Source organism: Sulfitobacter sp. UBA1132 (genome assembly GCF_002311545.1).
Classification (GTDB): Bacteria; Pseudomonadota; Alphaproteobacteria; order Rhodobacterales; family Rhodobacteraceae; genus Sulfitobacter; species Sulfitobacter pontiacus.
Genome location: NZ_DCAN01000010.1, coordinates 104522 through 120221, shown reverse-complemented (window position 1 = coordinate 120221; position 15700 = coordinate 104522). Strand labels below are relative to the sequence as shown.

Below are 15700 nucleotides of genomic sequence, written 5' to 3'. Positions count from 1 at the left end.
GGTCTATCGGTTCCATCTATTCGCGGGCGCGCAGCACCTGTGCGGGTCTGGCGTTCAAGGCTTTGATCGCAAAGCCAAGCGAGGCAAGGATCGACGCCAGCGCGCCCCCAGTGACGATCAACAGCGCCGAAGGCCATACCACGGCAAAGCTGGTGTCCATCACAAAGCGGCTGACGGCCCATCCGCCCAAGATACCTGCCAGCAGGGCAACGGCACCGGCGAAAAGCCCCAGCAGAGCGGCGCGCAACAGAAAGCTCGCGGCGATGCTGCGGCGCGAGGCCCCCAGCGTTTTCAGCAAGGCGGCTTCATAGCGACGGGCATCCGCCCCGGCCGCGGCTGCCCCGATTAATACCAGAAAGCCGGTCAGAAGAGTAGCCGCCGCGCCGTAGGATGTCGCCGCGGCCAACCCGCTAAGCACCGCCGCCACGCGGTCGATCGCATCGCGCACGCGGATCGCGGTGATGTTGGGATAGGCGGTGGCCAGATCGCGCAGGATCGGTGCCTCGGCATCGGGGTCGGCGTAGACGGTCGAGATATAGGTATGCGGCGCGCCGGTCAGGGCGGCGGGGTTCATGGTCAGGATAAACCCGATCCCCGCGGTCGAGAAATCAACTTCTTGGAAGCTGGCGATGGTGCCGGTGATATCGCGCCCCAGGACGTTGATGGTCAGCGTATCGCCAAGCTCTAACCCGATCTCCTCGGCCTCTTCGGCGGCAAAGCTAATGAGCGGCGGGCCGTCATAGTCAGGCGCCCACCATTCGCCCGCGGTGATCACCGTGTCGTCATCGGGGGCCTCGGCATAGGTTAGTCCGCGGTCGCCGCGCACCACCCAATGATCGCCCGCGACCTCTTTGGCGGGCTTGCCGTTGATCTGGGTCACGACGCCGCGCAGCATCGGCGCGCTGTCGATGCGGCGCACGGCGGGGTCATCGGTCAGCCGTTTGGTATAGCCGTCGATCTGGTCTTTCTGGATGTCGACAAAGAAATACGACGGGGCCACATCGGGCAGGTTGCCCGAGATCGCCTGCCGCAGGTTGCCGTCGATCTGCCCCACGGCGGCCAGCACCGACAGGCCGAGCCCCAGCGATAGCACCACGGCCCCGGCACCTTCGCCGCTGCCGCCAATCGCGGCCAAAGCCCAACGCAGCCGCGGTCGCCCGCGTGCCAGAACCGCAGCGCGTTGTGCGAGGAACCGCACCAGCAGCGCTGCCAGCGTGAGGATCCCGAGCGCGCCTGCGATGCCGCCCAAGGTCCAGAGCGTCAGCCACCAACTGCCATTGAACCACCCCGCCAGCGCGACCAGCAGCGCCACGGTCATCACGATAATCGCTACATAGCGCGGTGCCGGAAAGCGCGCGGCCCCGTCCCATGCGTCGCGAAACAGGGTTGCTGCGCGGATGTTCTCGCTGCGGGCCAGCGGCCACAGCGTGAAGGCAAAGGCGGTCAGCAACCCGTAAATCGCCGCCTCGGCCAAGGGTGCGGGATAGATGGCAAAGGCCGCAGGGATCGGCAGCCGCGCAGAGATCAGCGGCGCAAAGATCAGCGGGGCCACCGCCCCAAGCACCACGCCGATGGTGACCCCCAGAAGCGATAGGGCACCGATCTGCATGAAATATGTCTGGAAGATCGTCGCGCGGTCTGCCCCTAGCGCGCGGAGCACGGCGATGACTTCGGTCTTGCCGGTGAGGTAAGATCGCACCGCAGCCGATACGCCCACGCCGCCCACAGCCAGACCGGATAGGCCCACAAGGATCAGAAACGCCGTCAACCGTTCGACAAAACGCGACACCCCCGGTGCCCCGTTGCGCGCATCGGTCCAGCGCATCCCGCTGTTTTCGAACCGCGCACGGGCGGCAGAGCGCAGTTGATCAAGGTCGGTATCGGCAGGCAGCAGCATCCGGTATTTGGAGTTGAACAGCGTCCCTTCCGCCAGCAGGCCGGCCCGCTCAAGCGCCTCGGTCCGGAGCAGGGTGCGGGGCCCAAGGGCAAAGCCGCTGGCGGCGCTGTCGGGTTCGCGCACGATCAGGGCGGATAGGCGGAATTCCTTGACGCCAAGCTTGAAGGTGTCGCCGGGGGACAGGCCCAGACGGTCGGACAAGGCGCGCTCCATCACCGCGCCGGACAGGCCGTTTTCCAGCCCGAGCGCCTGTTCCAGCGGCATCGCCGGTTCCAGCACCATCTCTCCCACCAGCGGATAAAGATCATCGACCGCCTTCACCTGCGTCAGCGCACGGTCAGCGGCGGCCCCGTCACCCGCGACAGCCATGGATCGGAACTCGACAACCTCGGACACGGCGCTGGCTTGGCTCTCGATCCAGTCGCGTTCGGCATCGGTGGCGAAACGATAGGTGAAATCAATCTCTGCCGCGCCACCAAGCAGGGCCGCACCTTCGCGCTGCAAGCCGCCCTCGATCGCCGAGCGGACAGAGCCGACGGCAGCGATTGCCGCGACGCCAAGGGCGAGGCAGGCCAGAAACAGACGGAACCCCCGCAGCCCCCCGCGCATCTCGCGGCGGGCAAAGCGGCCGGCCAGACGCAGGCTCATGCGCCCGCCCCGCTGACGATCCGCCCGTCGGTCAGGGTGACGACCCGGTCACAGCGCGCGGCCAATTCATCGGCGTGGGTCACCAACACCAAAGTCGCGCCATGTTTTTCGCGCAGATCGAACAACAACTCCATGATCGCGGCACCATTGGTACTGTCGAGGTTCCCTGTCGGCTCATCCGCCAAAAGGATCGCCGGACGCGGGGCAGAGGCGCGGGCCAGTGCAACCCGCTGCTGTTCGCCGCCCGACATCTGCGCGGGATAGTGGTTGAGCCGGTGCCCCAGACCCACCGCGTGCAATTCCGCCTCGGCCCGGTCAAAGGCGTCCGCGACGCCGTTCAGTTCCAGCGGGGTGGCGACGTTTTCCAGCGCGGTCATGGTGGGGATGAGGTGGAAGGACTGGAACACGATGCCCATCCGCCCGCGGCGAAATTTGGCCAGCCCATCCTCGGACAGGGTGCTCAGGTCTTCGCCCAAGGCGCGCGCCGATCCGCCGGTCGCACGCTCCAACCCGCCCATGACCATCAGCAACGAAGACTTGCCCGACCCCGATGGACCGGTAAAGGCGACCGTCTCTCCTTGTGCGACGTCCAGGGTGATCCCATGTAGGATATCGACCTTTCCGGCGTTGCCATTCAGTTTCAGGGATGCATCTTGAAGCTGGAACACCGGGTCGGTCATAGGGCTGCCTTTTGAAATACGGTCCCTGTTGGATATGGAGGTTCGACCATGATGCGCAAGGTTACGACGGCACTTGTTCTGGTATTATCAGGCCCCGCACTGGCGGAACCGCTTGTTATTGCAGCATTGGGCGACAGTCTGACGCAGGGCTACGGCCTGCCCGCCGAGGATGGGTTCGTGCCACAGTTGCAAAACTGGCTGGATCAGAACGGTGCGGATGTGACGGTGATCAACGCAGGCGTGTCGGGGGATACGACCGCTGGCGGGTTGGCGCGGGTCGCCTGGACCATGACGCCCGAGGTCGATGGCATGATTGTGACCCTTGGCGGGAATGACCTGTTGCGCGGGATCGACCCCGCGGTCAGCCGCGCCAATCTGGATGGAATCATGAAGGCCGCCCAAGACGCCGAGGTAGAGGTGCTGCTGGTCGGCATGACCGCGCCGGGCAACTTTGGCCCCGACTATAAAACCGCCTTTGACAGCATCTATCCCGATCTGGCCGCGCAATATGACGCGAGCCTGATGGGCAGCTTCTTTGACGGCCTGTCCGACAATGGCGAGACGCCCGATCTGGCGCAGGCACGCGGGTTTTTCCAGGCCGACGGGGTGCATCCGAACGCGCAAGGCGTCGCGAGAATCGTTGATGCTTTGGGCCCGAAAGTGCTGACGCTGATCGATCAGATCAACGAGAACGAGTAGTTTTGCACAAAAAACGGGCACCGAAGCGCCCGTCGTCAAAAATATTATGAACCGGTTTTGGGCCGGTTAGGCCAATGCGATATTCGCGGCGCTTTCGCGGCCATCACGGCCCGCTTCTACGTCGAATGTCACCTTCTGGTTGTCGGCAAGCCCGGTCAGGCCAGCGCGTTCAACCGCCGAGATGTGAACAAAGATATCTTTGCCGCCACCATCAGGCGCGATAAAGCCGTATCCCTTTGTGGTATTGAACCATTTTACGGTGCCAGTCGCCATGCCCCGTTTCTCCTCGTGTTTGTCCTGCCCACATTATGCGGCAGCGTGGCTCGGTCAGAACTTGATCGCACCAGCGCCGGAGGGCTGAGGGGTCGAAAGTCTTTCGCGTCGCACCTCTGACTTTGGCGCCAAATAGGACAAAATCAAGAGTTTTTGCCCCGAAACGCGTAACCGGCGGGCATTTGCGCAAGAAATTTCACAGTTATGAAATAATTTTACCAGTTGATAAAAAAATCATTCCGTGGGAGCGTTTCAGCATAAATAGTGACAGCAGGGATAAAAAAATGTCGCAGAAAATCTTTGAACCGGGGGTGGCTGCCGGACGGCTGGACGCCGACGCCTATGCCGCGCAGTTTTCCGATTTGCACCCGCCACTGGATGTGCACGAAGCGCTTGTCGCGGCGGACCGTTGCTACTTCTGTCACGACGCGCCGTGCATCACGGCCTGCCCGACGGATATCGATATTCCGCTCTTCATCCGGCAGATCGCCACGGGCACACCGGATGCCGCCGCCAAAACGATCCTGAGCCAGAATATCATGGGCGGTATGTGCGCCCGCGTTTGTCCGACCGAACAGCTTTGTGAACAGGCCTGCGTGCGCGAAGTGGCCGAGGGCAAGCCGGTCAAGATCGGCGAGCTTCAGCGCTATGCCACCGACCATCTGCAAGCACAGGGCGCGCATCCGTTTGAACGCGCGGCCTCGACGGGCAAGCGCGTGGCCGTGGTTGGCGCAGGTCCGGCGGGGCTGTCTTGTGCGCACCGTTTGGCGATGATGGGGCATGATGTCACCGTTTTTGACGCGCGGCCCAAGCCCGGCGGTCTGAATGAATACGGGATCGCCACCTACAAGACACCCGACGGCTTCGCGCAGGCCGAAGTGGACTGGCTGCTCAAGATCGGCGGCATCACCGTGCAGAACAATGCAGCCCTTGGGGTGGCGATGACGCTGGACAGTTTGCGGGCCGACTATGACGCCGTGTTCCTTGGTATGGGCCTTGGCGGTGTGAACGCCTTGGGGGCCGAGGGCGAGGATAAGACCGGCGTGCTGGATGCGGTCGATTTCATCTCTCACCTGCGTCAGGCGAGCGATGTGGCTGCGGTCCCGATCGGTCGTGACGTGGTGGTGATCGGCGGCGGGATGACCGCGATCGATGCCGCCATTCAGGCGAAACTGCTGGGCGCGCTCAATGTGACGCTGGTCTATCGTCGCGGGCGCGACCGGATGAACGCCAGCGTGTTCGAACAGGATCTCGCGGCCTCTAAGGGCGTGCGGATCGTGACCCATGCCACGCCGGTCGCCGTGATCGGCAACGGTGCGGTGCGCGAGATCGAATTCGAATATGTCGACGACCAGATGAATGGCACGGGTCAGACCCTGCGCCTGCCCGCGGATCAGGTGTTCAAGGCCATCGGCCAGACCCTTCAGGGCGACGCGCTGCCCACGCTGGAGGCGCGCAAGATCAAGGTGGATGGCACCGGACGCACCAGTGTCGACGGGGTCTGGGCCGGTGGCGATTGTGCCAGTGGCGGCGACGACCTGACCGTGACCGCTGTCGCCGAAGGGCGCGACGCGGCGATGGACATTCACATGGTATTGATGGGCTAAGCACCTACAGGAGAACGCAAATGGCTGATCTAAGAAGCGACTTCGTGGGCATCAAAAGCCCCAACCCGTTCTGGCTGGCATCCGCGCCACCCACGGATAAGGAATACAACGTCCGCCGCGCCTACGAGGCAGGCTGGGGCGGTGTCGTGTGGAAGACCCTCGGCATGGAGGGCCCGCCCGTCGTCAATGTCAACGGCCCGCGCTATGGCGCGATCTGGGGCGCAGACCGGCGGCTGCTGGGGCTCAATAACATCGAGCTGATTACCGATCGCCCGCTGGAGGTGAACCTGCGCGAGATGAAGGCGGTGAAACGTGATTACCCTGACCGCGCACTGATCGCGTCGATCATGGTCCCGTGCGAGGAGGAAGCGTGGAAAGCGATCCTGCCGCATGTGGAGGAAACCGGTGCCGATGGGATCGAGCTGAACTTCGGCTGCCCGCACGGCATGGCGGAACGTGGCATGGGATCGGCCGTGGGGCAGGTGCCGGAATACATTGAAATGGTCACCCGCTGGTGCAAGCAATACACGCGCATGCCGGTGATCGTGAAGCTGACGCCGAACATCACCAATGTGCTCTACCCCGCCGAGGCCGCCAAACGCGGCGGCGCGGATGCGGTGAGCCTGATCAACACGATCAACTCTATCACCTCGGTTGATCTGGACCTGTTCGCCCCTGAACCGATGATCGACGGCAAGGGCACGCACGGCGGCTATTGCGGGCCGGCGGTAAAGCCGATTGCCTTGAACATGGTGGCGGAAATCGCGCGCAACCCCGAGACGGCGGATATGCCGATCAGCGGCATCGGCGGCGTGACCACATGGCGCGACGCGGCAGAGTTTCTGGCCCTTGGCGCGGGCAATGTGCAGGTCTGCACGGCGGCGATGACCTATGGCTTCAAGGTTGTGCAAGAGATGATCTCGGGCCTGTCGGAATATATGGACGACAAGGGGATGACTTCGGTCGATCAACTGGTGCGCCGTGCGGTGCCGAATGTGACCGACTGGAACCAGCTGAACCTGAACTATGTCGCCAAAGCCAAGATCGATCAGGATCTGTGTATCTCCTGCGGGCGCTGCTTTGCCGCCTGCGAAGACACGTCGCATCAGGCGATTGCCATGTCCGAAGATCGCACCTTCAGCGTGATCGACGACGAATGTGTGGCGTGCAACCTCTGCGTCAACGTTTGCCCGGTCGAGGATTGTATCTCGATGGTGGAGCTGGCCCCCGGCACCACGGACCCGCGCACGGGCAAGCCCGTCGATCCGAATTACGCCAACTGGACGACGCACCCCAACAACCCCTCCGCCACAGCGGCCGAGTGACCCTTGCCCCCGCCGCTACTGTTGCGGCGCGGCGGGGGTCAACAACGTCGAGAACATCAGTCGCAGATGGTCCGACGCCTGCTGGTGCTGATCGCCATCGCCGTCCAGCAGCAGCGCGACTTGCGGCGCGAAATCGGCATAGTGTTGCGTGGTCGACCAGATCGAGAAAATCAGATGGCGCGGGTCCATCCGCGCGATCTTTCCCGCCGCCATCCAATCGGAAATAACCGCGCATTTCTCGTCGAACAGCGGTTTCAGATCGCTTTGCAAACGCGGCTCCATATGGGGCGCGCCGCGTAAAATTTCACCAGCAAACAAGCGGCTTTCACGGGGCAGATCCCGCGCCATATCCAGTTTGCGCTGCACATAATCCAACAGCTCTGTGCGCGGGTCACCATCGGCGTCGAGCTCTACCAGCGGGTCGAGCCATGTCTCCATCAGCTGGCTCAGCAGGGTCGTGTGGATTTCCTCCTTCCCGCTGAAATAATACAATATATTCGGTTTGCTCAGCCCCGCCTCGCTGGCGATCTGATCCAGCGTGGCCCCGCGAAACCCGTAGGTCGAAAACACATCAAGCGCCGCATCCAGGATCACACGGCGGTTGCGCCTTTGGATTCGGCTGGGCTTTTTCTTGGCGGTTGTCTCGGGCATGGCGCGTCCCCTATCGGTGTAAGTGCCTGAAAATGCGGCACCCCACTTCGGACGGGTGGCCCTATGGGAAAGCATTTCTTGACAGACTTAACCCTAGCCGCAATCGTGGATTTACCAAATGGTAAAAATTTACGCCTTGCACAAGGTAGAAAACGCAAAGGAAACCGCTATGGCCGCGCCCGGTGAAAACCTGAAGATCAACCCGGATCGTTTGTGGGACAGTCTGATGGAGATGGCCAAGATCGGCCCCGGTGTGGCGGGTGGCAACAACCGCCAGACGCTGACCGACGAAGACGCCGAAGGTCGCGCCCTGTTCCAGAAATGGTGCGAGGAGGCGGGCTGCACCATGGGCCTTGATACGATGGGCAACATGTTCGCGCAGCGCGATGGCACCGACCCCGATGCGCTGCCGGTCTACGTCGGGTCGCATCTGGATACGCAGCCCACGGGCGGCAAGTATGACGGCGTGCTGGGTGTGCTGGGCGGGCTGGAACTGCTGCGCACGATGAACGATCTGGGGATCAAGACGAAACACCCCGTGGTCGTGACCAACTGGACCAACGAAGAGGGCACCCGCTATGCCCCCGCGATGCTGTCGTCTGGCGTTTTTGCTGGCATCCACACGCAGGAATGGGCCTATGCCAAGACCGACGCCGAGGGCTTGCGCTTTGGTGACGAGCTCAAGCGGATCGGCTGGCAGGGCGACGAAGAGGTCGGCGCGCGCAAGATGCATGCGTTTTTCGAGCTGCACATCGAACAGGGCCCGATCCTGGAGGCCGAAGGCAAGGACATCGGCGTCGTGACCCACGGGCAGGGGCTGTCGTGGACCCAAGTCACCGTGACCGGTAAGGATGCGCATACCGGATCAACACCGATGCCCATGCGCAAGAATGCGGGGCTTGGCATGGCGCGTATGCTTGAAGCGGTGGACCAGATCGCATGGTCCCACGCGCCGCATGCGGTTGGTGCCGCCGGGCATATCGAGGTTTACCCGAATTCGCGCAATGTGATCCCGGGGCAGGTGATCTTTACCGTCGATTTCCGGTCGCCCGATCTGAGCGTGATCGAGGATATGGAAAAGCGCCTGCGCGTCGAGGGTCAGAAGATCGCCGATGACATGGGGCTTGAGGTCGCTTTTGAAAAGGTCGGTGGCTTTGATCCCGTCGCCTTTGACGAAGGCTGCGTCTCGGCCATCCGTTCCGCGGCAGAGCGGTTGGGGTATAGCCATATGGACGTCATCTCGGGGGCGGGTCACGATGCCTGCTGGATCAACGGGGTGGCCCCGACCGCGATGGTCATGTGCCCCTGCGTGGATGGGCTGAGCCATAACGAGGCCGAAGAGATCACCAAGGAATGGGCCAAGGCCGGTGCCGATGTTTTGCTGCATGCGGTGCTGGAAACGGCTGAGATTGTGGGCTGAACCCGTCGGGGGCCTGAGCGGGCGTGGCCTGGGGGCCAGCCCCCAGACCCCCGGGATTTGGACCATTTGGAAGACAGATAGGGGAGAGGACAGATGAGCAAGGTTATCAAGGGCGGCATGGTCTGCACGGCGGATCGCACCTGGAAAGCGGATGTGTTGATCGAGGGCGAGATCATCAAGCAGATCGGCGAGGATCTGGTGGGCGACGAATATATCGACGCCGAAGGGGCCTATGTCATCCCCGGCGGGATCGATCCCCATACCCATCTGGAGATGCCCTTTATGGGCACCACAGCGGCCGAGACATTCGAGACAGGCACCTGGGCCGCCGCCGTGGGCGGGACCACGATGATCGTCGATTTCTGTCTGCCCGGGGCGGACGGGTCGATCAAGAACGCGATCAATGAATGGCACCGCAAATCCGCGCCGCAGATCTGTTCGGATGTCGGCTATCACATGGCGATCACCGGCTGGAACGAGAATGTCTTTGACGAGATGAAAGACGCCGTCGACATGGGGGTGAATTCGTTCAAACACTTTATGGCCTATAAAGGGGCCTTGATGGTCGAGGATGACGAGATGTTCGCGTCCTTCCAGCGCTGTGCCGAACTGGGGGCGCTGCCGATGGTCCATGCCGAGAACGGCGATCTGGTCGCGGCCTTGCAGGAGAAGTATTTCAATCAGGGGATCACGGGGCCGGAGGGGCATGCCTATTCGCGCCCGCCCGAGCTGGAGGGCGAGGCCGCCAACCGCGCGATTACCATTGCCGATGCCGCCGGTGTGCCGCTTTATATCGTGCATGTCTCGTGCGAGCAGACCCACGAAGCGATCCGCCGTGCCCGGCAAAAGGGGATGCGGGTCTATGGCGAGCCGCTGATCCAGTTCCTGACCCTGGACGAGAGCGAGTATTTCAACAAAGATTGGGACCATGCCGCACGCCGTGTCATGTCGCCGCCCTTCCGGTCCAAGGATCATCAGGACAGCCTTTGGGCGGGCTTGCAGTCGGGGTCGTTGCAGGTGGTTGCCACGGATCACGCTGCGTTTTCGACCGAGCAGAAACGCGCGGGCCGCGATGATTTCCGCATCATCCCCAACGGGTCCAACGGGTTGGAGGAACGTCTGGCGGTGCTCTGGACCGAAGGGGTCGAAACGGGTCGTCTGACGCCGAATGAATTCGTCGCTGCCACCTCGACCAATGTGGCGAAGATCCTGAATATCTATCCGCGCAAGGGTGCGATTGTCGAAGGCGCCGACGCGGATATCGTGGTGTGGGATCCCAAGATCAGCAAGACGATTTCGACGGCGAACCACCACTCCATTCTGGATTACAACGTCTTTGAAGGCTTCGAGGTGAAGGCACAGGCGCGCTATACCTTAAGCCGTGGCGAGGTCATCTGGGCCTGGGGGCAGAACTCGCAGCCCAACCCCGGACGCGGGCGCTTTGTGCCGCGGCCTGCGTTCCCGTCGGCCAACCTTGCGCTGAGCAAGTGGAAAGAGTTGACTGCGCCGAAACTGATCAAACGCGATCCGCTGAACATCCCTGCGGGGATCTGAACGCGGGACTATCAACGCAGCGCGGCGGTTGCGCCGCGCTGCCCTGAAGAAGAAAGAGGCCAGCATAGATGCGAGCACGTTGTACGGCAGAAGAGGGACGCAGCTTATGAGCACCGCGCCCGTGATCTCGGCCCAGAACCTATCCCTGACATTTGAAACCAACGACGGCCCTGTGCATGCGCTGAAAGACGTGTCGCTTGATATCGAGAAAGGCGATTTCGTCAGCTTTATCGGGCCGTCGGGCTGCGGCAAGACGACGTTTCTGCGCTGTATGGCGGACCTGGAGCAGCCCACAGGGGGCGAGATCACGGTGAATGGCGTCAGTGCTGCCGAGGCACGGCGGGCGCGGGCCTATGGCTATGTGTTTCAGGCGGCGGGGCTTTATCCCTGGCGGACGATTGGCGGTAATATCCGGCTGCCGCTTGAAATCATGGGGTATTCCAAGGCGGATCAGGCGGCGCGGGTTCGCCAAGTGTTGGAGCTGGTCGAGCTGGCAGGGTTCGAGCGCAAGTTCCCTTGGCAGCTGTCGGGTGGGATGCAGCAACGGGCCTCGATCGCGCGGGCGCTGGCGTTTGATGCGGATATCTTGCTGATGGATGAACCCTTTGGCGCGCTGGACGAGATCGTGCGCGACCATTTGAATGAACAGCTGCTACGCCTGTGGGCGCGCACGCAAAAGACCATCGCTTTTGTCACCCACTCGATCCCGGAGGCGGTGTATCTGAGCACCAAGATCGTGGTAATGAGCCCGCGTCCCGGACGGATTGCGGATGTCATCGACAGCCCTTTGCCGAAAGAGCGCCCCTTGGACATTCGCGAAACGCCCGAGTTTCTGGAGATCGCGCATCGGGTGCGGGAAGGATTGCGGGCGGGGCATGCGGATGATTGATCGCGCGCCTGCTGCAGCCCGGCCCTTCGGGGAGGATTTTCGGACCATCTGGAAGCAGGGGGGCGCGCGATGAGGTCGAGCTTCTTGCCTGTCCTGACTGTGGTCGGGGTCTTGTTTGCGCTGTGGTATGCGGCGGCGGTCTGGCTGAATGCGGACTGGACCTATGACAAGGCCACACGGTCGGGCGAGACGGTGACCGCCACGTCCTTGGTTGCGGATACCTGGGCGCAGAAAAAGCCCAAACTGCCCGCGCCGCATCAGGTCGCGTCAGAGATCTGGGACACGACCGTGATGAAGAAAGTCACGTCGAAGCGGTCCTTGGTCTATCATTCCTGGATCACGCTCAGCGCGACCCTGCTGGGCTTTGGCATGGGCACCTTGCTGGGCGTCTTGCTGGCGGTGGGGATCGTGTTCAACCGGGTGATGGATATGTCGGTGATGCCTTGGGTGATCGCCAGCCAGACCATTCCCATTCTGGCGATTGCGCCGATGATCATTGTGGTTCTGAACGCCGTGGGCGTGTCGGGGCTGCTGCCGAAAGCGATGATCAGCATGTATCTGTCGTTCTTCCCCGTCGTTGTCGGCATGGTGAAAGGGCTGCGCAGCCCTGACCAGATGCAGTTGGACCAGATGCGCACCTGGCATGCGAGTGCGGGCCAGACCTTCTGGAAGCTGCGGTTGCCTGCGTCGATGCCGTATTTCTTTACCTCGCTCAAGATCGCGATGGCTGCGTCGCTGGTGGGGGCCATCATTGGTGAGCTGCCAACGGGTGCCGTGGCGGGTCTGGGGGCGCGGTTGTTGGCTGGCAGCTACTATGGCCAGACGATCCAGATCTGGAGCGCGTTGATCATGGCGGCGGCCTTGGCGGCGTTGCTGGTGGGGATCATCGGCTTGATCCAGCGTGTGACATTGAAACGGATGGGGATGGCGCGATGATCTGGCTGGTTTTTGCCGCAGTGGCCTGGGCCTTTGGCATGTGGGTCAACATCCGGTTGGCGCGATTGCGGCCGGCCCGCTGGGTGTCCCTTGCAGCGCCCTTGGTTTTTGGCGCGACGCTGATCGCTGTCTGGGAAGGCATTGTACGCGGGCTAGAGATTTCGCAGGTCTTGCTGCCTGCGCCGTCGCTGATTGCCCTGCGGCTGGTGTCATCGCTTGATATCCTTTGGGTGGATTTCGTGCAGACCGTGCTGAAGGGCGCGTTGTCGGGCTATGTGCTGGGCTGTGGTGCGGCCTTTTTGATCGCCGTTGCGATTGACCGTTTCCCCTTCTTGCAACGGGGGCTTTTGCCGGTGGGGAACTTTGTGGCCGCGCTGCCGGTGATCGGGATGGCCCCGATTCTGGTGATGTGGTTCGGCTTTGACTGGCAGTCCAAGGCCGCCGTGGTCGTGGTCATGGTGTTCTTTCCGATGCTGGTGAACACGGTGCAGGGCTTGCAAGCCACCGACGCCATGCAGCGCGATCTGATGCGGACCTATGCGGCCAGCTATTGGGCGACGCTGTTCAAGCTGCGCTTGCCTGCCGCGATGCCTTTCGTGTTCAATGGGCTGAAGATCGGCACGACCCTTGCCTTGATCGGGGCGATTGTTGCTGAATTTTTCGGCTCTCCTGTGCGGGGGATGGGGTTTCGGATCTCTACCTCGGTGGGCCAGCTTGCGCTTGATCTGGTCTGGGCCGAGATTGTTGTCGCGGCGATTGCCGGGTCCGCATTCTACGGCGCGATGTCATTGTTTGAACGGCGGGTGACCTTTTGGCACCCGAGCCAGCGAAACTAACCAAGACGACCAACCAACCAAGAGGGAGATATAAAAATGAAAAAACTATCAACATATGTCGCCGGGGCCGCTGTGGGCCTGATGGGGACCATGGCCCAAGCGGCGGATGATGTGACGCTTCAGTTGAAGTGGGTCACGCAGGCGCAGTTCGCGGGCTATTATGTGGCGCAGGACAAAGGGTTCTACGAAGAAGAAGACCTAGACGTCACGATCAAGCCGGGCGGTCCGGACATTGCGCCGACACAGGTGCTGGCCGGTGGTGGTGCCGATGTCGCCGTTGAATGGATGCCTGCCGCTTTGGCCGCGCGCGAGAAGGGCCTGCCGATGGTGAACATCGCGCAGCCGTTCAAATCCTCGGGCATGATGCTGACCTGCCGCAAGGATGCCGGGATCGAGACCACGGATGACTTCAAGGGTAAGACGTTGGGCGTCTGGTTCTTTGGCAATGAATTCCCGTTCCTCAGCTGGATGAGCAAACTTGAGCTGCCCACCGAAGGCGGCGAGGACGGTGTCACCGTGCTGAAACAAGGCTTTAACGTGGATCCGCTGCTGCAAAATCAGGCCGCCTGCGTGTCGACCATGACCTATAATGAATACTGGCAGGTGATCGACGCAGGTCTGACGCCGGATGATCTGAACGTGTTCAAATACGAAGAGCAGGGCGTTGCCACATTGGAAGACGGGCTTTACGCACTGGAAGAGAACCTTGCCGATCCGGCGTTCGAGGACAAGATGGTGCGCTTTGTGCGGGCCTCTATGAAGGGCTGGAAATACGCCGAGGAAAATCCCGATGAAGCGGCTGAAATCGTGTTGGACAACGATGCCTCCGGTGCGCAAACCGAAGAGCATCAGAAACGCATGATGGGCGAAGTGGCCAAGCTGACCGCAGGCAGCAACGGCGCGCTGGACGAGGCGGATTACGAGCGGACCGTGCAATCGCTGCTGTCCGGTGGGTCGGACCCCGTCATCACGGTAGAGCCGTCGGGCGCATGGACCCATGCGATCACCGACAAAGCCTTGAACTAAGGCGCGCTGAACTAAGGGGACACGTCCCCGATACGGTGCAGAAATGCGAAGGGGCTGGCAGCGATGCCAGCCCCTTTTGCGTGGTGAATAAAATCAGCGGCGTTACAGCACCGTGACTTTGGTGCCGATGGGCACACGTTGGTACAGGTCTTTGACGTGTTCGTTCAGCATGCGGATACACCCGTTCGAGACAGAGCGCCCGATGCTGCTGGGTTGGGTGGTGCCGTGGATGCGGAAATATGTATCGCGGCCATTCTGGAACAGATAGAGCGCGCGCGCCCCCAGCGGATTGGACGGGCCACCGGGTTGTGCATCGGTATTGCCGATGAACCGCGCATAGGTCTTGGGCTCCCGTTCGATCATCTCGTCCGTGGGGCGCCAGGTGGGCCATTCCTTTTTGACATCGATCGTCGCGGTGCCGGTAAACTCCAGCCCCGCCTTGCCGACGCCCACACCGTATCGCATGGCCTGACCGGGGGCGGTCACCAGATACAGGTAGTGGCTGCGGGGCAGGATCAGCAGCTCGCCCACGGCATATTGTGGCTTGATCGACACCATTTGCGGCGTGGGGTCATAGGCGGCACCCGCGGCAAACAGCGCGTGGGGAAAGGCGAGGGCGGCCAAAGAACCTGCGATAAACTGACGGCGGCGCATGGGGGGCTCCTTTAGGATGTGATGCCGGTATTTTGCCCCTTGGGTTGTGTTTGGCAACCCTGAGGACATAAAAAAACCGGCCGTCCCGTGAGGGTCAGCCGGCAAATTCATCCTGCGGGCCTAAGGCCCTGCATGGCTTATGCCAGTGCGATGTTCGACGCGGATTCGCGGCCGTCACGGCCAGCTTCGATGTCGAATGTCACTTTCTGGTTGTCGGCCAGACCGGTCAGGCCTGCGCGCTCAACAGCGGAGATGTGTACGAATACATCTTTGCTGCCGCCATCGGGTGCGATAAAGCCGAAGCCTTTTGTTGTGTTGAACCATTTTACGGTGCCAGTGGCCATATCCGTAGTCTCCTCTAGTATGCCATCCGCGTCGTGCGATGGCTTGGCGTTGTCGGTCTGGATCGAAGTCTGAACGCCGTATGAGGGAGACAGTTGGTCGAAAAAGAATAACGTTAGCCATTCGGATATGGCAGGTCGTGGGGATTCGCGCAAGGGGCTGTCAATGGGCCTTGAAAAACAGGCCGTTCCTTGCTGATTCCGGCACATTTGCGCCTTATTCTTCGGAGAGGCAAGGTGAAACCCTAACGCGCATTGGCAGAG

15 protein-coding genes are annotated in these 15700 nt (G+C 61.9%); 9 read left to right on the top strand and 6 right to left on the bottom strand.

Annotated elements, in window-relative coordinates; translation table 11 throughout:
- Window positions 1-16: 16 nt before the first annotated feature.
- Window positions 17-2545 (bottom strand): ABC transporter permease, encoded by a 2529-nt coding sequence (locus B4F27_RS07275; protein WP_286759280.1) that lies wholly within the window; start codon window positions 2543-2545, stop codon window positions 17-19.
- Window positions 2542-3225: an ABC transporter ATP-binding protein gene (locus tag B4F27_RS07270; RefSeq protein WP_286759279.1), complete on the bottom strand. Its 684-nt coding sequence runs from the start codon at window positions 3223-3225 to the stop codon at window positions 2542-2544. The genes B4F27_RS07275 and B4F27_RS07270 overlap by 4 nt, the downstream gene beginning before the upstream one ends.
- A 48-nt stretch (window positions 3226-3273) precedes the next feature.
- Between B4F27_RS07270 and B4F27_RS07265 the strand changes: the two genes are divergently transcribed.
- A complete protein-coding gene (locus tag B4F27_RS07265) occupies window positions 3274-3924 on the top strand; it encodes an arylesterase (RefSeq protein ID WP_286759278.1) in 651 nt (216 codons plus the stop codon).
- A gap of 66 nt (window positions 3925-3990) precedes the next feature.
- On the opposite strand, the gene B4F27_RS07260 is transcribed toward B4F27_RS07265, so the two are convergent.
- Window positions 3991-4197 (bottom strand): cold-shock protein, encoded by a 207-nt coding sequence (locus B4F27_RS07260; RefSeq protein ID WP_005851368.1) that lies wholly within the window; start codon window positions 4195-4197, stop codon window positions 3991-3993.
- A gap of 284 nt (window positions 4198-4481) precedes the next feature.
- On the opposite strand from B4F27_RS07260, the gene B4F27_RS07255 reads away from it, so the two are divergent.
- A complete protein-coding gene (locus B4F27_RS07255) occupies window positions 4482-5804 on the top strand; it encodes an NAD(P)-dependent oxidoreductase (protein ID WP_286759277.1) in 1323 nt (440 codons plus the stop codon).
- Window positions 5805-5824: 20 nt separating this feature from the next.
- Window positions 5825-7129, top strand: coding sequence for an NAD-dependent dihydropyrimidine dehydrogenase subunit PreA (preA, locus tag B4F27_RS07250; protein ID WP_005851372.1), 1305 nt, complete (start codon window positions 5825-5827; stop codon window positions 7127-7129).
- 15 nt (window positions 7130-7144) lie between these two features.
- On the opposite strand, the gene B4F27_RS07245 is transcribed toward preA, so the two are convergent.
- Complete coding sequence (locus B4F27_RS07245) at window positions 7145-7780, bottom strand: TetR family transcriptional regulator C-terminal domain-containing protein (RefSeq protein ID WP_286759276.1); 636 nt, start codon at window positions 7778-7780, stop codon at window positions 7145-7147.
- Window positions 7781-7949: 169 nt separating this feature from the next.
- Between B4F27_RS07245 and B4F27_RS07240 the strand changes: the two genes are divergently transcribed.
- The 6 genes from B4F27_RS07240 (at window position 7950) to B4F27_RS07215 (ending at window position 14441) form a co-directional block, all read left to right on the top strand.
- Complete coding sequence (locus B4F27_RS07240; protein ID WP_005851376.1) at window positions 7950-9200, top strand: Zn-dependent hydrolase; 1251 nt, start codon at window positions 7950-7952, stop codon at window positions 9198-9200.
- A 93-nt stretch (window positions 9201-9293) separates the two neighbouring features.
- On the top strand, window positions 9294-10754 hold the full coding sequence (gene hydA / locus B4F27_RS07235) for a dihydropyrimidinase (RefSeq protein ID WP_037943194.1): 1461 nt from the start codon (window positions 9294-9296) through the stop codon (window positions 10752-10754).
- Between the two features lie 106 nt (window positions 10755-10860).
- Entirely contained in the window at window positions 10861-11643 is a 783-nt protein-coding gene (locus tag B4F27_RS07230; RefSeq protein WP_005851381.1) for an ABC transporter ATP-binding protein, read from the top strand.
- A gap of 69 nt (window positions 11644-11712) precedes the next feature.
- Window positions 11713-12579 (top strand): ABC transporter permease, encoded by an 867-nt coding sequence (locus B4F27_RS07225; RefSeq protein WP_009826002.1) that lies wholly within the window; start codon window positions 11713-11715, stop codon window positions 12577-12579.
- Window positions 12576-13415: an ABC transporter permease gene (locus tag B4F27_RS07220; RefSeq protein WP_037943197.1), complete on the top strand. Its 840-nt coding sequence runs from the start codon at window positions 12576-12578 to the stop codon at window positions 13413-13415. The genes B4F27_RS07225 and B4F27_RS07220 overlap by 4 nt, the downstream gene beginning before the upstream one ends.
- Before the next feature lie 36 nt (window positions 13416-13451).
- A complete protein-coding gene (locus B4F27_RS07215; RefSeq protein WP_286759275.1) occupies window positions 13452-14441 on the top strand; it encodes an ABC transporter substrate-binding protein in 990 nt (329 codons plus the stop codon).
- A gap of 102 nt (window positions 14442-14543) precedes the next feature.
- Here B4F27_RS07215 and B4F27_RS07210 read toward each other — a convergent pair whose 3' ends face one another.
- Together B4F27_RS07210 and B4F27_RS07205 are read right to left on the bottom strand one after the other, a co-directional pair.
- A complete protein-coding gene (locus B4F27_RS07210) occupies window positions 14544-15095 on the bottom strand; it encodes a L,D-transpeptidase (protein ID WP_005851389.1) in 552 nt (183 codons plus the stop codon).
- A gap of 137 nt (window positions 15096-15232) precedes the next feature.
- Window positions 15233-15439, bottom strand: coding sequence for a cold-shock protein (locus tag B4F27_RS07205; protein ID WP_005851393.1), 207 nt, complete (start codon window positions 15437-15439; stop codon window positions 15233-15235).
- Window positions 15440-15700 lie beyond the last annotated feature (261 nt).

Excerpts from the sequence above, each read along its gene's own strand:
- B4F27_RS07275 (WP_286759280.1), bottom strand. The coding sequence starts at position 2,545 with ATGAGCCTGCGTCTGGCCGGCCGCTTTGCCCGCCGCGAGATGCGCGGG.
- B4F27_RS07270 (WP_286759279.1), bottom strand. The coding sequence starts at position 3,225 with ATGACCGACCCGGTGTTCCAGCTTCAAGATGCATCCCTGAAACTGAAT.
- B4F27_RS07265 (WP_286759278.1), top strand. The coding sequence starts at position 3,274 with ATGATGCGCAAGGTTACGACGGCACTTGTTCTGGTATTATCAGGCCCC.
- B4F27_RS07260 (WP_005851368.1), bottom strand. The coding sequence starts at position 4,197 with ATGGCGACTGGCACCGTAAAATGGTTCAATACCACAAAGGGATACGGC.
- B4F27_RS07255 (WP_286759277.1), top strand. The coding sequence starts at position 4,482 with ATGTCGCAGAAAATCTTTGAACCGGGGGTGGCTGCCGGACGGCTGGAC.
- preA (WP_005851372.1), top strand. The coding sequence starts at position 5,825 with ATGGCTGATCTAAGAAGCGACTTCGTGGGCATCAAAAGCCCCAACCCG.
- B4F27_RS07245 (WP_286759276.1), bottom strand. The coding sequence starts at position 7,780 with ATGCCCGAGACAACCGCCAAGAAAAAGCCCAGCCGAATCCAAAGGCGC.
- B4F27_RS07240 (WP_005851376.1), top strand. The coding sequence starts at position 7,950 with ATGGCCGCGCCCGGTGAAAACCTGAAGATCAACCCGGATCGTTTGTGG.
- hydA (WP_037943194.1), top strand. The coding sequence starts at position 9,294 with ATGAGCAAGGTTATCAAGGGCGGCATGGTCTGCACGGCGGATCGCACC.
- B4F27_RS07230 (WP_005851381.1), top strand. The coding sequence starts at position 10,861 with ATGAGCACCGCGCCCGTGATCTCGGCCCAGAACCTATCCCTGACATTT.
- B4F27_RS07225 (WP_009826002.1), top strand. The coding sequence starts at position 11,713 with ATGAGGTCGAGCTTCTTGCCTGTCCTGACTGTGGTCGGGGTCTTGTTT.
- B4F27_RS07220 (WP_037943197.1), top strand. The coding sequence starts at position 12,576 with ATGATCTGGCTGGTTTTTGCCGCAGTGGCCTGGGCCTTTGGCATGTGG.
- B4F27_RS07215 (WP_286759275.1), top strand. The coding sequence starts at position 13,452 with ATGAAAAAACTATCAACATATGTCGCCGGGGCCGCTGTGGGCCTGATG.
- B4F27_RS07210 (WP_005851389.1), bottom strand. The coding sequence starts at position 15,095 with ATGCGCCGCCGTCAGTTTATCGCAGGTTCTTTGGCCGCCCTCGCCTTT.
- B4F27_RS07205 (WP_005851393.1), bottom strand. The coding sequence starts at position 15,439 with ATGGCCACTGGCACCGTAAAATGGTTCAACACAACAAAAGGCTTCGGC.